This is a genomic window from Microbacterium sp. ZOR0019 (assembly GCF_000800925.1).
Classification (GTDB): Bacteria; Actinomycetota; Actinomycetes; order Actinomycetales; family Microbacteriaceae; genus Microbacterium; species Microbacterium aurugineum.
Genome location: NZ_JRKC01000004.1, coordinates 1 through 18377, shown reverse-complemented (window position 1 = coordinate 18377; position 18377 = coordinate 1). Strand labels below are relative to the sequence as shown.

The 18377-nt window shown below is 67.9% G+C and carries 15 protein-coding genes; 13 read left to right on the top strand and 2 right to left on the bottom strand.

Annotated features, from left to right (window positions below; translation table 11 throughout):
- Positions 1-5 precede the first annotated feature (5 nt).
- Complete coding sequence (locus tag L978_RS00520) at positions 6-1211, bottom strand: aminotransferase-like domain-containing protein (RefSeq protein ID WP_231554943.1); 1206 nt, start codon at positions 1209-1211, stop codon at positions 6-8.
- 213 nt (positions 1212-1424) lie between these two features.
- Here L978_RS00520 and L978_RS00515 point away from each other — a divergent pair, with 213 nt between their 5' ends.
- The 8 genes from L978_RS00515 to L978_RS00480 all read left to right on the top strand — a co-directional run bounded on the left by L978_RS00515 (position 1425) and on the right by L978_RS00480 (position 11582).
- Entirely contained in the window at positions 1425-2684 is a 1260-nt protein-coding gene (locus tag L978_RS00515; protein WP_047519240.1) for an MFS transporter, read from the top strand.
- Between the two features lie 66 nt (positions 2685-2750).
- On the top strand, positions 2751-4157 hold the full coding sequence (locus L978_RS00510) for an alpha,alpha-trehalose-phosphate synthase (UDP-forming) (protein WP_047519238.1): 1407 nt from the start codon (positions 2751-2753) through the stop codon (positions 4155-4157).
- Positions 4158-4206: 49 nt separating this feature from the next.
- Positions 4207-5004, top strand: coding sequence for a trehalose-phosphatase (otsB, locus tag L978_RS00505; RefSeq protein WP_052193229.1), 798 nt, complete (start codon positions 4207-4209; stop codon positions 5002-5004).
- Positions 5005-5013: 9 nt separating this feature from the next.
- On the top strand, positions 5014-6732 hold the full coding sequence (ilvD, locus tag L978_RS18855; protein ID WP_047519236.1) for a dihydroxy-acid dehydratase: 1719 nt from the start codon (positions 5014-5016) through the stop codon (positions 6730-6732).
- A gap of 51 nt (positions 6733-6783) precedes the next feature.
- Complete coding sequence (locus L978_RS18850) at positions 6784-8586, top strand: acetolactate synthase large subunit (protein ID WP_047519234.1); 1803 nt, start codon at positions 6784-6786, stop codon at positions 8584-8586.
- A 3-nt stretch (positions 8587-8589) separates the two neighbouring features.
- Positions 8590-9099 (top strand): acetolactate synthase small subunit, encoded by a 510-nt coding sequence (gene ilvN / locus L978_RS00490; protein WP_017830816.1) that lies wholly within the window; start codon positions 8590-8592, stop codon positions 9097-9099.
- Positions 9100-9184: 85 nt separating this feature from the next.
- Positions 9185-10213: a ketol-acid reductoisomerase gene (gene ilvC, locus L978_RS00485; protein ID WP_047519233.1), complete on the top strand. Its 1029-nt coding sequence runs from the start codon at positions 9185-9187 to the stop codon at positions 10211-10213.
- 94 nt (positions 10214-10307) lie between these two features.
- Positions 10308-11582 carry an alpha-L-fucosidase gene (locus tag L978_RS00480; protein ID WP_442921776.1) on the top strand — a complete coding sequence of 425 codons (1275 nt, stop codon included), beginning with the start codon at positions 10308-10310 and terminating at the stop codon, positions 11580-11582.
- Between the two features lie 19 nt (positions 11583-11601).
- Here the strand turns inward: L978_RS00480 and L978_RS00475 are convergent, their stop codons facing one another.
- Positions 11602-12753, bottom strand: coding sequence for an ROK family transcriptional regulator (locus L978_RS00475; protein ID WP_047519231.1), 1152 nt, complete (start codon positions 12751-12753; stop codon positions 11602-11604).
- 202 nt (positions 12754-12955) lie between these two features.
- Between L978_RS00475 and L978_RS00470 the strand changes: the two genes are divergently transcribed.
- The 5 genes from L978_RS00470 to L978_RS00450 form a co-directional block, all read left to right on the top strand.
- On the top strand, positions 12956-14215 hold the full coding sequence (locus tag L978_RS00470; protein WP_047519229.1) for an ABC transporter substrate-binding protein: 1260 nt from the start codon (positions 12956-12958) through the stop codon (positions 14213-14215).
- 42 nt (positions 14216-14257) lie between these two features.
- Entirely contained in the window at positions 14258-15163 is a 906-nt protein-coding gene (locus L978_RS00465; RefSeq protein ID WP_047519224.1) for a carbohydrate ABC transporter permease, read from the top strand.
- Complete coding sequence (locus tag L978_RS00460) at positions 15153-16061, top strand: carbohydrate ABC transporter permease (protein WP_047519222.1); 909 nt, start codon at positions 15153-15155, stop codon at positions 16059-16061. Before L978_RS00465 ends, L978_RS00460 begins: the two co-directional genes overlap by 11 nt.
- A gap of 29 nt (positions 16062-16090) precedes the next feature.
- Complete coding sequence (locus L978_RS00455) at positions 16091-17038, top strand: ROK family protein (protein WP_052193235.1); 948 nt, start codon at positions 16091-16093, stop codon at positions 17036-17038.
- A gap of 34 nt (positions 17039-17072) precedes the next feature.
- Positions 17073-18377 (top strand): M81 family metallopeptidase (locus L978_RS00450; RefSeq protein ID WP_047519220.1); only part of this gene is annotated, 1305 nt, incomplete at its 3' end.

Sequence of the window (18377 nt, the reverse complement as noted above, 5' to 3'; positions counted from 1 at the left end):
TTACGCTACCCGTCCGCACCCCATGTCGCACCGAGCCTTGACAAGCCCTCCCGGATCCTGGCAGGGGAGTAGGTCGTGAAGGACAGGCGCAACGTCCGTGGATCCGGGGTGCCGGAGGAGAACGACATGCCGGGGACGAACGCGACGTCCCGAGCCAGCGCTCTCCTGAGCGCTGCCGTGGCGTCGGAGCCCTCCGGAAGGCGGACCCAGACGAACATGCCGCCGTCCGGTCGAGTCCACGTGCTGCCCTCGGGCAGCGCGGTCGGCAGCGCCTCGAGCATCGCGTCGCGGCGGGCGGCGTACGCGTCGCGGATCCGGTCGAGCGCGGGCTCACTGCGACCGGAGACGAGGTAGTGGGCGGCCGCCGCTTGATCGATGGTCGAGGTGTGCAGATCGGCTGCCTGCTTGGCGATCGTCACGGTCGAGCGGATGTCGGCCGTCGTGCGGATCCACCCGATTCGCAGGCCGGGAGCGATCACCTTCGAGAAGCTGCCGAGGCTGACGACGTGCTCGGGTGCGAGCTCGGCCAGCGAGGGGAGGGGCTCACCCGAATACCTCAGTTGGCGGTACGGCTCGTCTTCGATGATGCGGAATCCTCGGTTCCTCGCGATCTCCGCGATGCGTCTGCGGGCCTCGACCCCGTGTGTTCGGCCCGTCGGATTCTGGAACGTGGGCACGGTGTAGAAGAACTTCGGGCCGTGCGTCGACGCCAGTCGGTCCAGCGCCTCGAGATCCAGGTCATCACCGTTCGCGGGAACGCCCACCACGTGCGCCCCCGCCAGCGCGAACGTCTGCAGGGCGGCGAGATAGCAGGGCTCCTCCACGAGGATCGTGTCTCCGGGGTCGAGCAGTGTCGTCGCGAGCAGTCCGAGTCCCTGCTGCGAACCCGTTGTGATGATCAGATCGGATGCGGCGGTGGGCAGTCCGTCGATCGAATAGCGCCGCGCGACCTCTTCCCGCAACCGCGGGTCGCCTTCCGACGTGGAGTACTGCAGCACACCGGGAGAGGCCAGGACGGCGTCGAACGCAGCACGGATGCCGTCCATGTCGAAGAGCTCGGGGGCGGGGAGACCCCCGGCGAACGAGATGACCTCCGGCCGCTCGGTGAGTGCGAGCAGGTCACGCACCGGGGAAGTCTTGGCCGTTCCGGCCCGCTGCGAGCGTGAGGGAAGCGGGACGGTCGCCGCGGCGACAGGGGCGGTGGTGGGCAACGGCATCCTCCTCGGGAGCGGCAGCGTGAGACGGGTGCCGCCCAGGATAGACCCTCCCTGCACTGGCGGATTCCCGGGCTTTCCTCGTCCACATCCGCTATCCTGGGTGCGTCGCGGCTCGCCCGCGGCCGCACACACCGTGTATCTACCGGCCGCCGGCAATCCGGCGGACAGCGGCGGCACCCGACATCGCGTCATCGACGCGCGAGAGCCATGACACACGCACCCGCATCACCGAACTCCGCCCCGCAGAGCCCGAGCCTCCTCCGCATCGCGGGCCTCCCGTACTTCCTCATCGCCTTCATCGCACGTCTGCCCTTCGCGATGATGGTCGTCGGCGTGCTGACGGTCGTCGTCTCCGCGCGCGGATCCCTCTCGCTCGGAGGCCTGACGTCGGCTGCCGTCGGATTGGGCACAGCGTGCTTCGGGCCTCTGCTCGGCGCTGCCGCCGACCGATTCGGCCAGCGTGCGGTGCTCGTCATCCTCGCGCTGGCGAACGGCGCGATGCTCCTGCTCTTCACGTTCGTGGTCTACGGCACGGCCGCGGACGGCTTCGTACTGCTCGCCGCGGTCGGCATCGGTGCGACGGCGCCGCAGGTCGCTCCGCTCTCGCGCTCACGACTGGTCACGATCATCCGGGACCGGATGCCGGAGGCCCGACGTGATCGCACGGTGTCCGGCACGATGGCGTACGAGTCCGCCGCCGACGAGACCGTCTTCGTGTTCGGCCCGTTCCTGGTCGGCATCCTGGCGTCGGCGATCTCGCCGTGGGCGCCGCTGGTCGGTGCCGCCGTTCTCACCGTCGTGTTCGTCGGGGCGTTCGCCCTCCACCCAAGCGGCCGCCATGTCTCGCAGGACCGTGACGCCGACGGGAGAGCGCCCTCGGCCGTTTCGGAGCTGTTCCGCCCGCGGCTGCTGATCGTCGTCGTCGGTATCCTCGGCGTCGGGATGTTCTTCGGAGCCATGCTCACCTCGCTCACCTCGTTCATGGCGGATCGGGGTGCTCCGGAGCAGGCCGGCCTTCTCTACGGCGTGATGGGGGTCGGCTCCGCCCTGCTCGCCCTGGGCGTGGCCTGGCTGCCGCCCGCGTTCTCGCTGCGCGCGCGCTGGCTGGTCTTCTCCGGAATCCTGTTCGTCGGCACGCTCCTGCTGAGCGTCGTCGATTCGCCGGGCGCGATGGTCCTGGCTCTCGCGATCATGGGCATCGGCATCGGCCCGACTCTCGTGACCCAGTACAGCTTCGGTGCCGCCCGCAGCCCGCTCGGTCGCTCCGCGACCGTCATGACGATGCTGGGCTCCGGCGTCGTCGTGGGGCAGTCCATCGGCGCAGCCGTCACCGGAGAGATCGCCGAGAGCATCGGCACCTCCGCCGCTCTCCTCCTGCCGATGGTCGCCGCTTTCATCACGTTCGCGGCCGGGGCCGCCAACTGGGTTCTCAGCGGTGAGCGGCGTCGTCTGTCCGTGACGGTCTGACACCGCGCGGCAGAGTCACGCCAACCTGGGTAAGTTGGACTCAACCCCCTGGTGTGAGGAGCCCCCTTGGCAGCTGCAGATTTCGTCGTCGTCGCCAACCGGCTGCCCGTCGATCGGGTGGAGGGGCCTGACGGCGAGGAGGTCTGGCGGACGTCGCCGGGAGGACTCGTTGCCGCTCTCGAGCCGATGATGCGCAACGTGCACGGTGCCTGGGTCGGCTGGGCCGGTCAGGCCGATGTCGAGTTGGCCCCGTTCGAAGCCGGTGGCATCGAACTGGTCCCGGTCCCGCTGAGCGCGCAGGAGGTCGCGGAGTACTACGAGGGCTTCGCGAACGACACGATCTGGCCGCTCTACCATGACGTGATCGCGCCCCCGCAGTATCACCGTGAATGGTGGGAGGCCTACGTCACCGTCAACCGTCGATTCGCGCAGGCGGCGGCGTCCGCGGTGGCCGAGGGCGGCACGGTCTGGGTGCACGACTACCAGCTGCAGCTCGTCCCGCAGATGGTGCGCGAGATCCGGCCCGACGTGACGATCGGGTACTTCCACCACATTCCCTTCCCCGCTCACGGGCTGTACGCGCAGCTGCCGTGGCGTGACCAGGTGCTCCGTGGGCTGCTCGGTGCCGACGTGATCGGGTTCCAACGCGCTCAGGACGCCACCTACTTCCTGACGGCCGTCCGCCGCCGGCTCCGCTACGAGGTGAAGGGGCCCAACGTCTCCGTCCCCGAAGGCGACGGCGTGAGGCCGGCTCTGGCCAAGGCCTTCCCGATCTCGATCGACACCGCGCCCTACCTCGAACTCGCGGGACGCGCGGACATCCGTGCCCGTGCAGCGGAGATCCGCGCCAGCCTCGGCAACCCGAAGCGCATCCTGCTCGGCGTCGACCGCCTCGATTACACCAAGGGCATCCGCCATCGCATCAAGGCCTACGGGGAGCTGCTCGCGGAAGGGCGTCTCAAGATCGAGGACGTGACGCTGGTCCAGGTCGCGAGCCCCAGCAGGGAGCGCGTGGACGCATACGTGCACCTGCGAGACGAGATCGAGCTCGCGGTCAGCCGCATCAACGGCGACACCGACACGGTCGGGCATTCCGCCATCCGCTATCTGCACCAGGGGTACCCGCGCGAAGAGATGGTCGCGCTTTACCTCGCCGCGGACGTGATGCTGGTCACCGCTCTCCGTGACGGCATGAACCTCGTCGCGAAGGAGTACGTCGCGACCCGTGTGGACGACCGCGGTGTGCTGGTGCTGAGCGAGTTCACCGGTGCCGCGGACGAGCTCCGACAGGCCGTGCGGGTCAATCCGCACGACATCGAGGGCCTCAAGGACGCGATCATGACCGCGGTGGAGATGTCTCCTGCCGACCAGGGACGACGCATGAGATCACTTCGCAGGCGTGTGCTGGACAACGACGTCAACGCCTGGTCCTCCTCGTTCCTGGCCGCGCTCGCCGAAGTGCGTGCGCGCTGATCGACCTCGCAATGGAGACACGGGGTACGCCCCGCGGATTGGAGAAGCTGTGACGCGCCCCTGGACCCCCGGAACCGCGGACGAAGACCTGAGCGCGCTGGCGGCGACGCCTCGGCTGGTCGTCGCCCTCGACTTCGACGGCACCGCATCACCCCTGGTGCCCGACCCGATGGCCGCGCGTGCGCTCCCCGAAGTCGCCGTCCAGGTCGAGCGACTCGCGGCGCTGCCCGACACGGTCGTCGCCTACGTCTCCGGACGCAGCATGCACGATCTGCGCGTGATCACCGAGCACACGGATGACTCCGCGATCGCACTGGCGGGCTCGCACGGTGCCCAGTACTGGTTCCCCGGCGATGACCCCGACGCCGTCCATGACGGCTTCGACGAGGACGGCACCCGGGAAGAGCTCTGGGCCGCCGCGAAGCCGATCATCGCGCGCTACGAGGGTGCCGAGTTCGAGCCGAAGACGTTCGGTATGGGTGTGCACACCCGGCGCGCCAATCGCGAGACGGAGGAGCGCGTCTTCGCCGAGATCGATGCGCTGGTCGCCGAGCGCTTCCCGCACTGGCGTCGTCGGGCAGGGCACCGTGTGCTGGAGTTCTCCTCGCGCACGGAGGGCAAGGACGCCGCGATGACCGCTTTGCGGGAGCGCTTCGACGCCACCGGCATCCTGTTCGCGGGCGACGACGTGACCGATGAGGACGCGATGCGCGTGCTGGGACCGGACGATCTCGGTGTGCGGGTGGGCCCGGGGGAGAGCGCTGCGACCCTGCGTGTGGACACTCCACAACAGATCGCCGAGCTTCTGGAGGCGTTGGCGGACGAACGCACCGCCGCGCGGCAATAGACTTCCGTCATGTCCTCGCATGATCCTGCCAGCAGCGCGCCCATCGACATCAAGCCCCGCAGCCGCGTCGTCACCGACGGCATCGAGGCCACGACCTCCCGCGGTATGCTCCGTGCCGTCGGCATGGGGGACGCGGACTGGGACAAGCCGCAGATCGGCATCGCCTCGAGCTGGAACGAGATCACGCCCTGCAACCTGAGCCTCGACAGGCTCGCTCAGGGAGCGAAGGAAGGCGTGCACTCCGGCGGCGGGTACCCGCTGCAGTTCGGCACGATCTCCGTCTCGGACGGCATCTCGATGGGCCACGAGGGCATGCACTTCTCGCTCGTGTCCCGCGAGGTCATCGCCGACTCGGTCGAGACGGTCATGATGGCCGAGCGTCTGGACGGCTCCGTCCTGCTCGCCGGCTGCGACAAGTCGATCCCGGGCATGCTCATGGCCAGTGCACGCCTCGACCTCTCCAGTGTCTTCCTCTATGCCGGTTCGATCGCCCCGGGGTGGGTCAAGCTCTCGGACGGCACCGAGAAGGACGTCACGATCATCGACTCGTTCGAAGCGGTCGGGGCGTGCCGTGCCGGTCTCATGAGCGAAGAGGACCTCAAGCGCATCGAGTGCGCGATCGCTCCCGGTGAAGGAGCCTGCGGTGGCATGTACACCGCGAACACGATGGCCTCGGTCGCCGAAGCCCTCGGTCTCAGCCTTCCCGGATCCGCCGCGCCGCCCGCCGCGGACCGTCGTCGCGACTACTTCGCGCACCGCTCGGGCGAGGCCGTCGTCAACCTGCTCCGCCAGGGCATCACGACCCGCGACATCCTGACCAAGGAGTCGTTCGAGAACGCGATCGCGCTGGCGATGGCTCTCGGCGGCTCCACCAACGTCGTGCTGCACCTGCTCGCGATCGCCCGCGAGGCCGACGTCGAGCTGAGCCTGCACGACTTCAACCGCATCGGGGACAAGGTCCCGCACGTCGCCGACATGAAGCCGTTCGGCAAGTACGTCATGAACGACGTCGACCGTCACGGCGGCATTCCGGTGATCATGAAGGCGATGCTCGATGAGGGGCTGCTGCACGGCGACGCTCTCACCGTCACCGGCAAGACGCTGGCCGAGAACCTCGCGGACCTCGACCCCATGCCGATCGACGGCGAGGTCATCCACACGTTCGACAACCCGATCCACGCGACCGGCGGCCTGACGATCCTGCACGGCTCACTCGCACCGGAGGGCGCTGTCGTGAAGACCGCGGGCTTCGACGCCGCGGTGTTCGAGGGGCCCGCCCGCGTGTTCGAGCGCGAGCGCGCCGCCATGGATGCGGTCGCCGACGGGGAGATCGAGCCCGGCACCGTCATCGTCATCCGCTACGAAGGCCCCAAGGGTGGACCGGGTATGCGGGAGATGCTCGCCATCACCGCGGCCATCAAGGGCGCGGGGCTCGGAAAAGATGTACTACTCTTGACGGACGGACGATTCTCAGGCGGCACAACCGGCCTGTGCATCGGCCACATAGCACCCGAAGCGGTGGACGCAGGTCCTATCGCCTTCGTGCGCGATGGTGATCTGATACGGGTCGATATCGCAGCTCGCACTCTCGATCTACTCGTCGATGACGCAGAGCTCGCCTCCCGCCGTTCCGGCTGGGAGCCGCTTCCCCCGCGCTACACCCGAGGCGTTCTTGCCAAGTACTCGCGCCTCGTGCGGTCCGCCGCCGAGGGAGCGACCACCGGCTGACCCGGACGCTCCGGCATCCGGCGTCCTCCAGAGATCATCAGAAGGAAACTCATGACTGCTGATTCCGCCCCGGCCGTGCCGAGGCCGCCCGCTCGTCCAACGTCTGCGCCGGAGATCACCGGCGCCGAGGCCGTGGTGCGCTCGCTCGAGCTGCTCGGTGTCACCGACGTGTTCGGGCTTCCGGGAGGAGCGATCCTGCCGGTGTACGACCCGCTCATGGACGCCTCCGAGCTCCGCCACATCCTGGTGCGGCACGAGCAGGGCGCCGGTCACGCCGCCGAGGGCTATGCCTCGGCCTCCGGGAAGGTGGGCGTGTGCATCGCGACGTCCGGTCCCGGAGCGACGAACCTGGTCACGGCGATCGCCGACGCCTACATGGACTCGGTGCCGCTGCTGGCCATCACCGGTCAGGTGTTCTCGACGTTGATGGGAACCGACGCGTTCCAGGAGGCCGACATCGTGGGCATCACGATGCCGATCACGAAGCACTCCTTCCTGGTGAAGGACGCCGCCGACATCCCGGGTGCGATCGCCGCGGCCTACGAGATCGCGGGCACCGGTCGTCCCGGACCCGTCCTCGTCGACATCACGAAGGATGCGCAGCAGGCCACGGCACCGTTCGTGTGGCCGCCCAAGATCGACCTCCCCGGCTACCGCCCGGTCACCAAGGCGCACGGCAAGCAGATCCAAGCGGCTGCGAGCCTCCTCGCCGAGGCCAAGAAGCCCGTCCTGTACGTCGGCGGCGGCGTGATCCGCGGCCGGGCGGCAGCCGAGCTGCTCGAACTCGCGGAGTCCACGGGCGCTCCGGTCGTCACCACGCTGATGGCGCGCGGTGCATTCCCCGACTCGCACCCGCAGCACCTCGGGATGCCGGGCATGCACGGCACGGTTCCCGCTGTGCTGGCGCTGCAGGAGGCCGATCTCCTGGTGTCCCTCGGTGCACGGTTCGACGATCGCGTGACGGGCAAGGCTGCGCTCTTCGCCCCCAACGCCAAGGTCGTGCACGTCGACATCGATCCCGCGGAGATCTCCAAGATCCGAACCGCCGACGTGCCGATCGTCGGTGATGTGCGCGATGTGCTCACCGATCTCGACACGGCTTTCCGCGGAGCGACCGCGGGCGTGAAGCCCGACATCGCGGAGTGGTGGTCATACCTCGACGGCCTGCGCACCGAGTTCCCGCTCGGCTACGCTCCGACGACCGACGGGCTCCTGGCCCCGCAGCACATCATCCAGCGGATCGGTGAGCTCACGGGACCCGAGGGCATCTACGCGTCTGGCGTCGGACAGCACCAGATGTGGGCCGCGCAGTTCATCAAGTACGAGCGCCCGAACGCCTGGCTGAATTCCGGCGGTGCCGGGACGATGGGCTACTCGGTCCCCGCGGCGATGGGCGCGAAGGTCGCCGAACCCGACCGCGCCGTCTGGGCGATCGACGGTGACGGCTGCTTCCAGATGACCAACCAGGAACTCGCGACCTGCGCGATCAACAACATCCCGATCAAGGTCGCGATCATCAACAACTCCTCGCTGGGCATGGTCCGCCAGTGGCAGACGCTGTTCTACGACGGTCGCCACTCCAACACCGACCTCAACACCGGGCACGGCACGATCCGCATCCCCGACTTCGTGAAGCTCGCCGAGGCCTACGGCTGCCTCGCGATCCGCGTGGAGAAGGAAGAAGAGGTGGACGCCGCCATCCAGCTCGCACTCGAGACGAACGACCGCCCCGTGGTGATCGACTTCGTCGTGAGCGCCGACTCGATGGTGTGGCCGATGGTCCCCCAGGGAGTCAGCAACAGCTATGTCCAGTACGCCCGCGAGCACGCGCCCGCATTCGACGAGGAGGACTGAGCCATGTCGACCCACGTGCTGAGCCTGCTGGTGGAGAACACCCCCGGTCTTCTCACCCGTGTCGCGGGGCTCTTCGCCCGCCGCGGCTTCAACATCGACTCCCTCGCCGTCGGCGTGACCGAGGTCCCCGGGATCTCGCGCATCACGGTGGTCGTCGACGTCGATGAGCTCCCGCTCGAACAGGTCACGAAGCAGCTCAACAAGCTGATCAACGTGATCAAGATCGTCGAGCTCGACTTCGCCACGTCCGTGCAGCGCGAGCACATGCTCGTGAAGGTGCGCACCGACAACGCCACCCGGTCGAACGTGATCGAGGTCGTGAACCTCTTCCGTGCGTCCGTCGTCGACTACGCTTCCGATGCCCTCGTGATCGAGGTCACCGGCGACAAGGGCAAGGTCGACGCGATGCTTCGCGCGCTCGAGCCCTTCGGGATCAAGGAGATCGCCCAGTCCGGTCTTCTCGCCATCGGACGAGGCGGCAAGAGCATCACCGAACGCGTCCTGCGCGGCTGACCTTCCAGACCATCACACCTACCTGCCCCGCCGTCCTCGGACGTGCAGGGCGTGCACCACTGTCACGAACAAGGAGAAACACAAAGTGAGCACCGAGATCTTCTACGACGCCGACGCCGACCTGTCCCTGATCCAGGGCAAGAAGGTCGCCATCGTCGGCTATGGCTCGCAGGGCCACGCGCATGCGCAGAACCTGCGCGACTCGGGCGTCGAGGTCGCCATCGCTCTCAAGGAGGGCTCCAAGTCCGCTGCGAAGGCCGAAGAGGCGGGCTTCCCCGTCAAGACCGTCGCGGAGGCCACCGAGTGGGCCGACGTCATCATGATCCTCGCGCCGGACCAGCACCAGCGCATCATCTACAGCGAGTCGATCGCGCCGAACCTCACCGCCGGCAAGACGCTCGCCTTCGCCCACGGCTTCAACATCCGCTTCGGCTACATCGACGCGCCCGAGGGCGTCGACGTGATCCTCGTGGCGCCGAAGGCTCCGGGCCACACGGTTCGTCGCGAGTTCGTCGCCGGCCGGGGCATCCCGGACATCATCGCGGTCGAGCGCGACGCATCGGGTCACGCCTGGGACCTCGCCCTCTCCTACGCGAAGGCCATCGGCGGCACCCGCGCCGGCGTCATCAAGACGACCTTCACCGAAGAGACCGAGACCGACCTGTTCGGCGAGCAGGCCGTGCTCTGCGGTGGCGTGAGCCACCTCGTGCAGGCGGGCTTCGAAACGCTCACCGAGGCGGGCTACCAGCCGCAGATCGCGTACTTCGAGGTGCTGCACGAGCTCAAGCTCATCGTGGACCTGATGTGGGAGGGCGGCATCGCCAAGCAGCGCTGGTCGATCTCCGACACCGCTGAGTTCGGCGACTACGTCTCGGGCCCGCGTGTGATCGACGAGCGCGTCAAGGAGAGCATGAAGGGCGTCCTCGCGGACATCCAGTCCGGCGCCTTCGCGAAGCGCTTCATCGATGACCAGGACAACGGGGCGGAGGAGTTCCTGGCACTGCGTGCCAAGGAGGAGCAGCACCCGATCGAGGTCACCGGCAAGGAACTGCGTTCGCTCTTCGCCTGGAAGCAGCAGGACGAGGACTACGTCGACGGCAGCGCGGCACGCTGATTCGATTCACGAAAGAACGGGCGTCCCTCCGGGGGCGCCCGTTCTTCGTGTGGTCTGCGCCAAATCACGCCAGACATCGGATGTCTGTGTCAGGATGGGAGCCATGCGACAGGAATGGTTTGACCGGGCCCGGTTCGGGATGTTCGTCCACTTCGGCCTCTACAGCGGGGCTGCCCGTCATGAATGGGTGCAGAACTACGAGCGTCTGACGGATGAGGACTACCGTCCGTACTTCGAGCACTTCGATCCGGATCTCTTCGACGCCGCAGCCCTCGCACGCACCGCGAAGGAGACGGGCATGGGCTATGTCGTCCTCACGACGAAACACCATGACGGCTTCTGCCTGTGGGATTCGAAGCTCACCGACTTCACTTCCGTGGCGAACGTCGGACGCGACCTCGTGCGTGAGTACGTCGAGGCATTGCGCGCGGAAGGGATCAAGGTCGGCCTGTACCACTCGGTCATCGACTGGCATCACCCCGACTTCACCGTCGACTGGAACCACCCGCGCCGCGATGACGAGAACGCCCACGAGCTCAACGTCGGACGCGACATGGCCCGATACCGCGCCTATCTCCACGGTCAGGTGCGGGAGCTCCTGACGGAGTACGGGGAAATCGACTACCTCTTCTTCGACTTCACCTATCCCGAGAGCAAGGAGGGGTGGGCGGGCAAGGGGCCCGAGGACTGGGATGCGACCACCCTGCTCGCGCTGTGCCGGGAGCTCCAGCCCGACATGCTGGTCAACGATCGGCTCGGGATCCCCGCCGACTTCGTCACGCCGGAGCAGTATCAGCCCACCGCACCGATCGTGCGCGACGGCGTACCGCTGACCTGGGAGGCATGCCAGACGCTCAACGGCTCCTGGGGTTATCACCGGGACAACATGGACCAGAAGTCCGCCACGCTGCTCGTGCAGATGCTCGTCGACTCGGTGTCGATGGGCGGGAACATGCTGCTCAACATCGGCCCTGACGGTCGTGGTGCGATCGCGCCCCGGGATGCCCGCACCCTGGCGGAGATCGGCGAGTGGATGCGTCTGCACCATGATGCCGTGATCGGGGCCGGGCATGCGCCGCTCACCCCGCCGCGCGAGGGCGTCTACACCCGGCGCGGGAACAAGCTCTACCTGAGCCTGTTCAGCTGGCCGATGGGCTTCGTGCACCTTCCGGAGCTCGCCGGAAAGGTCTCCTACGCGCGGCTGCTGAACGACGGATCCTGGCTGCAGACCAGTGTGTCCGACCCGGACCGTCAGGCTGATCTGATGACGCCCGCGGGGGAGGCGGAGGGGACGCTCACCGTGCATCTGCCGGTGCGGCGTCCCGAGGTGTTGGTGCCGGTGGTCGAGCTGACGCTCATCGACGAATGATCCACACGGTGGCGACGGCTCAGGCCGTCGTCACCGGTATCTCCATGCCTTCGAGCGCAAGGCGTGCGGCGCCGTGGAGGATCGCGTCGGCGCCGGTCGTCGCCGCCTCGATGCGCAGTCGCTGGGTCGCGAGGGGGTGGCATGCCTCGTAGACGCGGCTGCGGACGGCGGCGATGAACGGTTCCGAGGCGCTCATGCTGCCGGTCAGGAACACCGCGTGCGGGTTGAAGAAGTTCACCACGCCTGACAGCGCCTGGCCGAGATGGGTTCCCGCCGTGCGGACCAGGGTGGTCGCGAGGGGATCGGCGTCGCGCGCCAGGCTCAGCACGTCGGTCGTGGTGCGGACCACCTCGTTGCCGCGCTCGCGCATCTGGCGCACGAGGCTCGCCCCACTGGCCACCGTCTCGAGGCAGCCGGTGTTGCCGCAGGAGCATGGGATGTCGCCGCTGCCGTCGATCCGCGTGTGGGTGATGTCTCCTGCCGCGGCCGTCGCCCCACGGTGGACGTGTCCATCGACGATGATGCCGCTTCCGATGGCCGTGCCGGCCTTCACCGTGATGCTGTGCCCGGTGTGCCCGAAGCGCTCGCGATGCTCGCCGAGCGCCGCGAGGTTGGCGTCGTTGTCGACCGCGACCGGCACGCCGTAGCGCGTCGCGAGATGGGTGCCGACACGGAAGCCCGGCCATCCCGGCATGCGCGACGGCTGGTCGACCGTGCCGGTGGCGATGTCGACGGGACCGGGCAGGCTGATGCCCATCGCGTGGACCCGCGACTCGGAGGCGAGTCGGTCGAAGACCTCGCCGATGCGGTCGAGCGTGGCTTCCGGCCCCTCGGTCACATCGACTGTGATCGAGCGACTGTCCAGGAGAGCACCGCTGAGGGAGTGCCTGCCGATACGCGCGTGGCCGCCGCCGAGGTCGGCGGTGAGCACGACACCGTCCGCGGAGATCTGCAGCACCCGCGGGCGGCGTCCACCTCGTGACGTGCCGTCGCCGGCCTCGCGCAGCACGCCGGCGTCGAGCAGGGACTGCACGCGGAGGCCCACGGTCGAGGCGGCCACGCCGAGTGCGGCGGCGAGCTCGGTGCGGGAGCGGGCCTCGCCGCGGGCGACGAGGTCGAGGATGCGGCGGGTGTGCGGGTCGTCGACGGCGGTGTCAGCGGGGTTTGGCATGGGAGCACTTTCCTGGTCGGAGCATTCGTCAGCGTAGTAGGGGATGGTCATGTTTCCCGGGAGTTACGAATTATCAAGCTCCGATAAACATCGGATGTTCAGCTTGCGGCCTCTTGCGAAGTGTGAAACGGTAACTTCATACGAAATCCTACTAGGTTGTTTCGACCCGCGAAGCAACTAGTTCCCTTCCAGGAGGCATTCAATGAAGAAGTTGCGTGTAGGGGCTGTCGTCGCCGTCACCGGCGTCGCAGTCGCGATGACCGGCTGCGCGAGCAGCAGCGGCAACGGTGGTTCCGCCGACGGCGACACGATCGTCGTCGACATGTGGGCAGGCAGCGAGTCCGACGTGGATGCCCTCGAGGCGCAGGTCGCATTCGCCCAGGAGCAGAACCCCGACATCAAGATCAAGCTGCAGACCTCGCCGTGGAGCGACTTCTTCACGAAGCTGACCACGAACATGGCCAGCGGCAACATGGCCTGCGTCACCGGTATGAGCGGCGCGCAGCTCGGTGGCTACACCGGTGCTTTCCGTGAGCTGAGCGACGCGGACCTCAAGACGGCCGGCATCGATTGGGCGGACTTCAACCCGAGCGCCGACGGCATCCTCAGCTTCGAAGGCAAGGTCTACGGCGTGCCGTTCGACGTTGCCACGATGCTCGTCTACTACAACCAGGACATGCTCACCGCTGCCGGCGCAGCGACGCCGGAGATCGGGTGGACGTTCGACGACTTCGACGCCATCGCCGCCGACGCGACGAAGGACGGCAAGTACGGCTTCGGCATGGGCATGGGCGGATACCAGTGGATGTCGATGCCGATCGCGTACTCCGCGACGCAGCCGGCCTCCGAAGACGGCACCCTGCACATCGACGACAAGGCGTTCGTCGACGCGTCCACGTGGTACGCCGAGCTCGTGACGGAGAAGAAGGTCGCCGCCCCCGTGGCATCTGCCTCCGACACAGGCTGGGGCGAGAACCAGTACACGGGTGGCAACGCCGCCATGGCGGTCGACGGCACGTGGAACGCCGTCAGCTACCTGAACAACGAGTCCGGCTTCGCGGCCGGTATGGTCCCGCTGCCCGCTGGTGTCGACGGCAACCCCGGCCCGATCCTCGGCTCCGGCTACGGCATCTCGGCGAACTGCGAGAACCCGGAGGCGGCGCTCAAGGTCATGGGCTCGCTGCTCGGCGAGGACGCTCAGGACTACATCGCATCGTCCGGCCGCTCGTACCCGGCACGCACGTCGTCGCAGCCGCTGTACTTCGAGTCCATCGATGAGGAGTACCGCGAGCAGGTGCAGTCGGTCTTCGAGGCGGCCTTCGGTGACACCGTCCCGCTGTACATGACCAAGAACTGGCAGAAGCTCGACAGCTACATCCAGCCCAACCTCGTCAGCGTCTACAACGGCCAGATGACGATGGACGAGCTGCTGTCGAACGCCCAGGCCCAGTTCGGCGAGTGATCCGGCTTCGGCCGTCAGTGGTGACAAAGAAAGAAATATGAGATGACGATCACGACGAGACGTCGACGATCGCTCGCCAAGGTCGAGGCCGGTCAGGCGCTGGGGTTCGCAAGCCCCGCCCTGATCGGGCTCGCCCTGTTCACGATCGTGCCCGTGGGCCTTTCGATCGTGATGAGCGTCTTCGACTGGCCGACCTTCGGCGAGCGGAACTTCAACGGGGTGGACAACTACGTCAAGCTGTTCACCAGCAGCCCGGACTTCTGGCCTGCGCTGCGCAACTCGGCGGTGTACACGCTGCTGTACGTGCCGTTGAGTGTCGCTCTCTCGCTCGTGCTCGCTCTCGGCCTCGGGTCGCGGATCCGCGGGCGAGGTGCCCTGCGCGTCCTCTTCTTCATCCCGGTCGTGACCCCGATGGTCGCGAACGTGCTGGTGTGGAAGATGATGCTGCAGCCACAGGGGCTCTTCAACGGCCTCTCGCAGACGTGGTTCGGCATCGAGCTGCCGAACTTCCTGGCCGACCCGTCGTGGGCGATGATCATGGTCGTCGTGATGAGCGTCTGGCAGGGGCTCGGCTACAACATGCTGATCTTCTCGGCCGCACTCGAGCAGCTCCCCGAGAGCGTGCTGGAGGCGGCGAGCATCGACGGCGCCCGAGGACTCCGACGGGTGTGGAGCATCATCATCCCGATGATCTCGCCCTCGATCTTCTTCGCCACCATCATGACGATGATCACGTCCCTGCAGGTGTTCGTACAGCCGCAGATGCTCACCGGCGGCGGCCCGGGCAACGCCACCAAGCCGCTCGTCATGTACATCTGGGAGCAGGGATTCACCTTCGGCGACCTCGGCCTCGCCGCCGCGGCAGCCTGGATCCTCTTCGCGATCATCATCGCGATCACAGGTCTCCAGTTCGCCGCGCAGAAGAAGTGGGTGCACTATGAGCACTGAGACCCTCGTCCGCCCCACAGGCCGTGCCGGCCGCTCGGACCGCGAGCGTGCACGTGGTGCCGCCACCACGCCTGCGTCGCGTGTGCGGCTGATCCTCGCGCACGTCGCGATCTACGTCGCCGCGCTGATCTTCATCTCCCCGCTCATCTACGCGTTCTTCTCGGCGCTCAAGCCGAACTCGGAGATGTTCTCCATGCCGCCGACCCTGGTCGGGTCGGAGCTTCGGTGGAGCAACTTCGTCGACGTCTTCGCGTACGGCCCGTTCCTCACCTACATCATGAACTCGTTCATCGTGGCGATCCTCGGCACCCTCGTCGTGCTGATCGTGTCGACCACGGCCGGGTACGCCTTCGGGAGATTGCGCTGGAAGGGACGGGACGCTGTCTTCGTACTGTTCCTCGCGACGCTCATGGTGCCCGCCGAGGTGCTCGTGATCCCGATGTTCCAGGTGATGCAGTGGTTCAACTGGGTCGACACCTATCAGGCGCTCGTCCTCCCGTTCGCGTTCGGTGCGTTCGGCACGTTCCTGATGCGGCAGTTCTTCCGCGGTATCCCGTATGAGCTGGAGGAGGCCGCGCGCGTCGACGGCGCCGGGCCCGTGCGCTCGTTCCTGCAGATCATCCTGCCGCTGTCGAAGTCGGCGGTTGCGGTGCTCGCCGTGTTCACCTTCCTGTCCTTCTGGAACAGCTACCTGTGGCCGCTCATCGTGACGGTCGACTACAACGCGCACGGCACCCTCCCCGTGGGTCTCGCGAGCTTCGCCGGACTCACCGGGACGCGCTGGGACCTGCAGATGGCTGCGGCGATCATCTCGATGGTGCCGACGACGATTCTCGTGATCGTGCTGCAGAAGCACCTGGTCAAGGGCATCGCGATGGCAGGACTGGGCGGCCGCTGAGCATGATCGGCCAGGAACAGGGGACCACCATGCCCGTCACGCGTTCGAGCCCATCCGGATCGGGAGTCGTCGGTATCGACATCGGAGGCACCAAGATCGCTGCGCTCCTCGTGAGCAGCGAGGGGACGGTGCTGGCACGGGGGAGCGTCGGCGCCCCCGCAGCGCAGGGCGGTGCGGCGATGGCCGATGCAGCCGCGGGTCTCGCCGCCTCTCTCGCTGCCGAGGCCGGTGTCCCGCTCGCGGCGGCCGGTGTCGGCGCTGCCGGTGTCATCGACCACGAGACCGGCACGATCCGCGCAGCCTCGGCGACCTTCGTCGGGTGGGCGGGCTTCCCGCTCGCCGAGGAGCTGGAAGCGCGACTGGGGGTGCCGGTGCGTGTGGAGAACGACGTCAACGCGTTCCTCCTGGGCGAAGCCGCCGCCGCCGGCCGCGAGGACCGCGACGTGCTGGGCGTGATGCTCGGCACCGGGGTCGGAGGCGCGCTCCTCATCGACGGTGAGCTCCACCACGGACCGCACGGTGCCGCGGGAGAGATCGGGCACACACCCGGCTACAGCGAGCTGGTCTGCACCTGCGGGCAGGTCGGGCACCTCGAGACATTGGCGTCCGGTACGTCGATCGCGATGCGGTACCAGGAGCGCACCGGCGACATCGTCCGCGACGCGAGAGTCGTCGCGGATCGTGCACGAGCGGGTGATGTGCAGGCGATCGCGGTGTTCGACGCCGCCGGCCGCGCACTCGCCCTCGCCTGCGCCAGCGCAGCGACGATCCTCGACCTGCCGTGCGCCATCGTCGGAGGAGGCGTGACGTCGGCCTGGGATCTTCTGGAGCCCGCGATCACGCGTACTCTGCACACGGATTCCCCGGTGTCCGGGATCCCACTGCGCATCGTCCCCGCCGTCCTCGGTTCCGATGCCGTCGCTCTCGGCGCCATCGAGACCGCCCGCCGGGCTCTGGTCCCGGCGGGAGCACACTGAGCCCGACCTCCCGCACCGACAAGGAGCACATCACGTGACCGTACGTCCCGAAGCCCACGAGATCTGGATGGGGCCACTTCCGACCGTCGCCGACGGGGGGCTCGCGCAGCCCCGGATCGGTATCGCCGGGATCTCCATCGAGTCGAGCACATTCTCCCCGCACATCTCCGGCGACGAAGCCTTCACGGTTCGCACCGGTGACGCTCTGCGCAGCTACTACCCGTTCCTCGAAGACGGGCGCGAGCTCGCTGCGGCCGCCGAGTGGGTGCCCCTCACTCATGGTCGCTCGCTGCCCGGTGGTGCCGTCGCGCCCGAGACCTACCGTCGGATGAAGGACGCCATCGTCGAGGGCATCCGCGAGCAGGGCCCCTTCGATGGCTTCTTCTTCGACATCCACGGAGCGATGAGCGTCGTCGGGCTCGACGACGCCGAAGGCGACCTCGCGCTCGCGGTGCGGGCGGCACTGGGTCCGGACACGCTGGTCTCGACATCGATGGATCTGCACGGCAACGTCTCCGAGGTGCTGCGCGACGCGGTCGACCTGCTCACGTGCTACCGGATGGCGCCGCACGAGGACTGGATGAACACCAAGGAACGGGCGGTGTGGAACCTCCTCGCCCGGCTGCGGGGGCCGCACGGCGCCGACCCGCTGGGCCGTCGGCCGTTCGTGGCGTGGGTGCCGGTCCCGGTCCTGCTCCCCGGCGAGAAGACCAGCACCCGACTCGAGCCCGCACGCAGCATCTACGCCGAGCTGCCCGAGATCGAGGCGCTTCCGGGCGTCGTCGATGCCTCGGTCTGGATCGGCTACGCCTGGGCCGACGAACCCCGTTGCCAGGCGTACGTCGTGGTCACCGGCGACGATCGGGAGCTGATCGCGCGTGAGGCTGAGCGGGTGGCCCGCATGTTCTGGGAGGCTCGCGAGGACTTCGTGTTCGTCGCTGAGACGGGCACGCTCGATGAGGCGCTCGAGAAGGCGCTCGCGCCGGGAGCGCCCCACCCTTACCTGATCTCGGACTCGGGTGACAATCCGACGGCGGGCGGGGCGGGCGATGTGACGTGGACCCTTGCACACCTGCTCGCGCATTCCGAACTCACCGGATCCGACCGCACGACCCTGGTGGCGTCGATCTTCGATCCCGAGGCGGTCGCGCAGGCGGTCGAAGCGGGCGTCGGGGCGACGATCACGATCGTGGCGGGTGCCCGGGTCGACGATGGCCCGCACGGCCCCGTGACGATCACCGGGACCGTCTTCTCGATCACCGACGGAGATCCGGACGCAGGCACGCAGGTCGTGATCGCGGCGGGTGGACTCCACGCCATCATCACGGAGCGTCGCAAG